This is a genomic window from Marinobacter sp., from assembly GCF_052094685.1.
Taxonomy (GTDB): Bacteria; Pseudomonadota; Gammaproteobacteria; order Pseudomonadales; family Oleiphilaceae; genus Marinobacter.
Genome location: NZ_JBQDKB010000072.1, coordinates 9436 through 13767 on the forward strand (window position 1 = coordinate 9436; position 4332 = coordinate 13767).

A 4332-nucleotide genomic window follows, 5' to 3' on the forward strand; every position below is an offset into this window, starting at 1 on the left:
TGTTTTTAAGTCGTCTCGGGAGACCTGTTCACTAATAAGCGGTAGAATGGATGAAAGAATGAACAGTGCTGAGGTGCCCGCTATGGCTGCGCAACCCGGTAAAACCGGTTTTAGAATTCTTGCGTATATATCCGTAGCACTCGCTGCGATTGGCGTGGTGCTGCCTTTGATGCCGACTACCCCATTTGTTCTGCTGGCGGCTTTTTTTGCCAGTAAGGGCTCACCGGCATTTGCCAGTTGGCTTGAGGGACATCCCTCGTTTGGGCCTGCTATCAGAGATTGGCGCCGGAACAGGGTCATTCCCGCTAAGGCAAAGGTGCTGGCATGCAGCATGATGGCGCTGAGCTGGGGTCTTTTGTTTTTTGTGGGCGCAGCGGGGATGGTCTTGGCCATCTCGGGTGTTTTTCTGGCGGGCGTGGCAAGCTACTTGCTCACTCGGCCTTCGTATTGACTGCTTTGATAGAACAACCGGAGTGTTGAATGCACATTACTCGCTACACCGACTACTCGCTGCGTGTGCTGATGTATCTGGCGCTGCAAGGTGATCGTCTGGCGACGATTCAGGAGATTGCAGACAGTTACGAAATTTCCAAAAACCACCTGATGAAAGTGGTGCACCAGCTCAACAAGAAAGGCTATATCGAAACCGTTCGTGGAAAGAAAGGCGGCATGAGACTGCACATGACACCGGACGAGATCAATATAGGTATTCTAGTGCGCGAAACCGAGCATGACCTCAGTATTGTGGAATGTCATTCGTCGAAGAACGCCTGCAAGATTACCCCGGTATGTGGACTTAAATCCGTTTTTGGGGAGGCGTTACAGGCGTTTCTCGCGGTGCTCGACAAATACACCCTGAAAGATATTATGAAGGATCAGCACAAGCCGCAGCTATTAAGGCTGCTTCAGATTGCCTGACCCCCTTCCTTTACCGGCCTAATCAGGCTGGTTGGGCCGTAAGTCTTGTGCGCAGGCGATCTGGCAGTGAATAACTCAGGATTCTCTTCACAACCGTTCCGTACTGATGAGCGAAGCTGCCTGTGTTGTAGTGTATGCCGTGTTTGCGACATACCGCCTGAACCTTCTCGGAAATCTCCGGGTATCGGTGCGCGGGCAGATTGGGGAAAACATGATGCTCAACCTGATAGCTCAAATGCCCGCTCAACAGATGCATCCATTTTGGGCCGGTGAAATTGGATGAACCCGTAAGCTGGCGCAGATACCAGTGGCCCTTACTTTCATTCACACAATCTTTTTCGTTGAACGTTTCAGCATCCTGAGTGAAATGCCCGCAAAAAATAACGGTGGATGACCACAGGTTGCGTATCAGGTTGGCGCCTAAGTTTCCGGCGAGCACGATGGGCGCTACGGGGAAAGTAATGAGTGGGAAGAAAACATAATCCTTGAACGCTTGGCGGCCACCTTTACGTGCAAGATCCCGCAGGAATGGAAGCTTGTCCCGTAAGCGAACCTCACCACTGCGTATCCGCTCGAACTCCAGTTCATGTAGCGCCACACCCCATTGGAAGAATACGCTGAGCACAATGTAGTTTAAAAACTGCAGGCTATGTGCCGGCCGCCACTTTTCATCGTCACTCAGACGCAGCAGAGCGTAGCCGTAATCACGATCCTTACCAATGATATTGGTGTAAGTGTGATGCTCGTAATTGTGAGTGCGGCGCCAGGAGTCTGAAGAACACGCCGTATCCCACTCATAGGTTTGTGAGTGTAGGGAAGGGTCGTTCATCCAGTCGTATTGGCCGTGCATCACGTTGTGGCCAATTTCCATGTTCTCTATGATTTTTGATAAGCCCAGGGATAGAGTTGCGGCTACGAAAACCGGCGGAATGAACCCGAATGGCATCATCACCCGGCCACCCACTTCAAGAGCACGGTGCAGCCGAACCACGCGGCGTATATAGCGGGCGTCACGCTCGCCAAGATCCGCAACTACTTCATCGCGAATAGCATTAAGATCTTGTTCCAGTTCCTGGAGCTGGTTTTCTGTCATTGTCTTCATTATTTTGCTCCTTAAACGTCGATGGCTACAGGGCCGTGGGGAATGGATATACAAAGCTGAATGCTTTCTTCCCCTGGCCCGGAGGCCTGACCAGTGAGCCGATTAACAACCGTTCCGCTAGTCTTGCGACAGCTGCACTGATGGCAAATGCCCATACGGCAGCCATGGCGGGGCGTAAGGCCAGAGGCCTCAGCGATTTCCAGTAAGCTGGCGTCGCCCTCAGAGCTGGCTTCTAGACTGCTTTTTGCAAATTGCACTTTGCCGCCCAAGGTTTGATTTGCTAAATCTGGGTTTAACGGCGGCGTTGCAGCTGAAAAAAAGGTGCTTTGAATGTCTGCTTTTCGAACGCCGTGCTGGTGCAACAACTCGTTTGCCAGATCCATCAACCCTTGGGGGCCGCACAGAAAAATCTGTCTTGCTTTAAGGCCGGGTACGCCATTCAGATCTTCGCTGTTCAAATAACGGGGCGTGTCGTTTTTGTGGGTAGCGATGATGTTCACGGTTAGAGCGCTGTAGCGGTTTTCAAGGGCTTTCAGTCGCTCTGCCGCGATGATGTCTTGCTGCGTGCGCACGAAATAGAGAAGGCTGACCGGCGCGCGAAAATCCTGGGCGGCCATGGTTTCCAAGTGGCTTAGAACGGGGGTAATCCCACTACCACCTGCAATAAAGAGTACCGGCCGAGGCGGCTCTGACAATACAAAGTCACCAAAAGCTTCACCCAAGCTAATAACGTCGCCACAGCTCAGGTTATCGTGCAGCCAGTTTGTCACCAGACCACCAGATAGTCGTTTGATGGTGAGGGTAACCACGCCCTGTTGGGCCCATAGCTCGGGTGAACTTGAAAGGCTAAAGGTTCGTGTACGCTGGATGCCGCTAGTTTCAACGCAAATGTTTACGTGCTGGCCTGCTTGAAATCCTGGCCACCGCCCAGCGGGTTTTAGCACGAATGTGCGCGTATCACTGGTTTCTTGAATTATCTGATCGATCCGTGCAGGCGTATGGCCTTGCACCAGCATGGGATCAAGCTTCTCTAACAACGGATCGAAGAATGCAGCCGGATCATTCCGGTTAAAAAGCTGCTTTCCAAGCCAGTGCAGAGCTTTTGTTTGAGTGTTTTTTGCCAGCATTATGTCTTCTCCTTATGCTGCCTACTTTGTGTGTACACTTGTGCACATCTTGTGTACGACTGTACACATTGGAGTTTTGGCGCACAATGGGGAGCATTTCGTTGGCATTAAATGACAAGCGCCCAGTACTTTATATTTCTTGGATGTGTACACTTGTTGCCTGAATTAAACGATAACTGCGGTATGGGCAGGTAATGTCGGAACGAAAAAAACGGAAACCCGGTGAAACCCGTGAAAAGCTAATGAATGCAGCGCTTACACTGGTTGGAAAGGGGCGGCACTTTGCCAGTCTTGGTATTCGCGAAGTGACCCGCCAGGCAGGTGTGGTACCTACCTCTTTTTACCGACACTTCCGCAATATGGACGACCTGGGGCTGCAGTTAGTCGACGAGCTTGGGTTGGTGTTGCGAAGAATGATGCGAGAGGCGAGGGCAAACGTACTGCAAGCTGACAAGCTTATGGACGAGTCGGTAGGTATTTTTATTAGTCACGCCCAGGCTAACCGGAGTTTCTTTCTGTTTATGGCGCAGGGCCTGGCGGGTGAGAGCCGAGCTATACAAGAGGGTATCCGCAGTGAAATGCGGTATTTTGCCAGTGAGCTGGCAAACGACTTGCGACGGCTAAAATTGGTTGATCATCTTTCTGATGGCGATCTGGAAATGACTTGTGATCTGGTGGTTCGCAGTGTCGCTTTCAGCCTTACAGATTTGCTGAGTGTGTCGGCTGAAGATGAGTACCAGTTAGAGCAGATTCGGAAGCGGACAACCCGCTTCCTTCAGCTTATCTTTGTTGGTGCAGCGAATTGGGATAACAGGCGCCTTTGAAAACAGGGGGCGCCTGCTTGCCTTAGGCCTTCCCGGTTTTGCCTGCCTTTGCTTTTTTTGGCTTGGCTTTGGGCGGCAGTATCAGTTTTTCCAGATCATCCAGCGCTTCTCCGGTATACACCGCCAGTCTCTGCATGCTTGGCAGAGTATCCCGGCAGCCGGTAAACCCAAAGTTCAGTGCGCCTGCATAGCTTAAACACGTAATGTTCAGCGCGCCGCCGTGGGCAATCAGTGAAACCGGATACATGGCCTCCAGCTTGGCACCTTCGTAATACAGCGTTTCTTGAGGGCCTGGAACGTTGGAGATGGTTACGTTGAATACGGGGCGCATACGCCCGCCAAGGCCAGACATCAGCTGCAG

The 4332-nt window shown here is 51.8% G+C and carries 6 protein-coding genes; 3 read left to right on the forward strand and 3 right to left on the reverse strand.

The window, feature by feature from the left end; translation table 11 throughout:
• The first annotated feature begins 169 nt into the window (after nucleotides 1-169).
• Complete coding sequence (locus tag ACTH3S_RS13605; RefSeq protein WP_441809561.1) at nucleotides 170-451, forward strand: YbaN family protein; 282 nt, start codon at nucleotides 170-172, stop codon at nucleotides 449-451.
• A gap of 29 nt (nucleotides 452-480) precedes the next feature.
• Complete coding sequence (locus tag ACTH3S_RS13610) at nucleotides 481-918, forward strand: RrF2 family transcriptional regulator (RefSeq protein WP_441809550.1); 438 nt, start codon at nucleotides 481-483, stop codon at nucleotides 916-918.
• A gap of 22 nt (nucleotides 919-940) precedes the next feature.
• On the opposite strand, the gene ACTH3S_RS13615 is transcribed toward ACTH3S_RS13610, so the two are convergent.
• Together ACTH3S_RS13615 and ACTH3S_RS13620 are read right to left on the reverse strand one after the other, a co-directional pair.
• Nucleotides 941-2020, reverse strand: a complete 1080-nt coding sequence (locus ACTH3S_RS13615; RefSeq protein ID WP_441809551.1) for a fatty acid desaturase family protein — start codon at nucleotides 2018-2020, stop codon at nucleotides 941-943.
• A gap of 11 nt (nucleotides 2021-2031) precedes the next feature.
• Entirely contained in the window at nucleotides 2032-3147 is a 1116-nt protein-coding gene (locus tag ACTH3S_RS13620) for a ferredoxin reductase (protein ID WP_441809552.1), read from the reverse strand.
• Between the two features lie 194 nt (nucleotides 3148-3341).
• Here ACTH3S_RS13620 and ACTH3S_RS13625 point away from each other — a divergent pair, with 194 nt between their 5' ends.
• The gene (locus ACTH3S_RS13625) at nucleotides 3342-3971 is read left to right on the forward strand and encodes a TetR family transcriptional regulator (RefSeq protein ID WP_441809553.1); all 630 of its coding nucleotides are present in this window, start codon (nucleotides 3342-3344) and stop codon (nucleotides 3969-3971) included.
• Nucleotides 3972-3993: 22 nt separating this feature from the next.
• On the opposite strand, the gene ACTH3S_RS13630 is transcribed toward ACTH3S_RS13625, so the two are convergent.
• The coding region (locus ACTH3S_RS13630; protein ID WP_441809554.1) for a WS/DGAT domain-containing protein at nucleotides 3994-4332 on the reverse strand (339 nt) is incomplete at its 5' end.

Excerpts from the sequence above, each read along its gene's own strand:
- ACTH3S_RS13605 (WP_441809561.1), top strand. The coding sequence starts at position 170 with ATGCCGACTACCCCATTTGTTCTGCTGGCGGCTTTTTTTGCCAGTAAG.
- ACTH3S_RS13610 (WP_441809550.1), top strand. The coding sequence starts at position 481 with ATGCACATTACTCGCTACACCGACTACTCGCTGCGTGTGCTGATGTAT.
- ACTH3S_RS13615 (WP_441809551.1), bottom strand. The coding sequence starts at position 2,020 with ATGAAGACAATGACAGAAAACCAGCTCCAGGAACTGGAACAAGATCTT.
- ACTH3S_RS13620 (WP_441809552.1), bottom strand. The coding sequence starts at position 3,147 with ATGCTGGCAAAAAACACTCAAACAAAAGCTCTGCACTGGCTTGGAAAG.
- ACTH3S_RS13625 (WP_441809553.1), top strand. The coding sequence starts at position 3,342 with ATGTCGGAACGAAAAAAACGGAAACCCGGTGAAACCCGTGAAAAGCTA.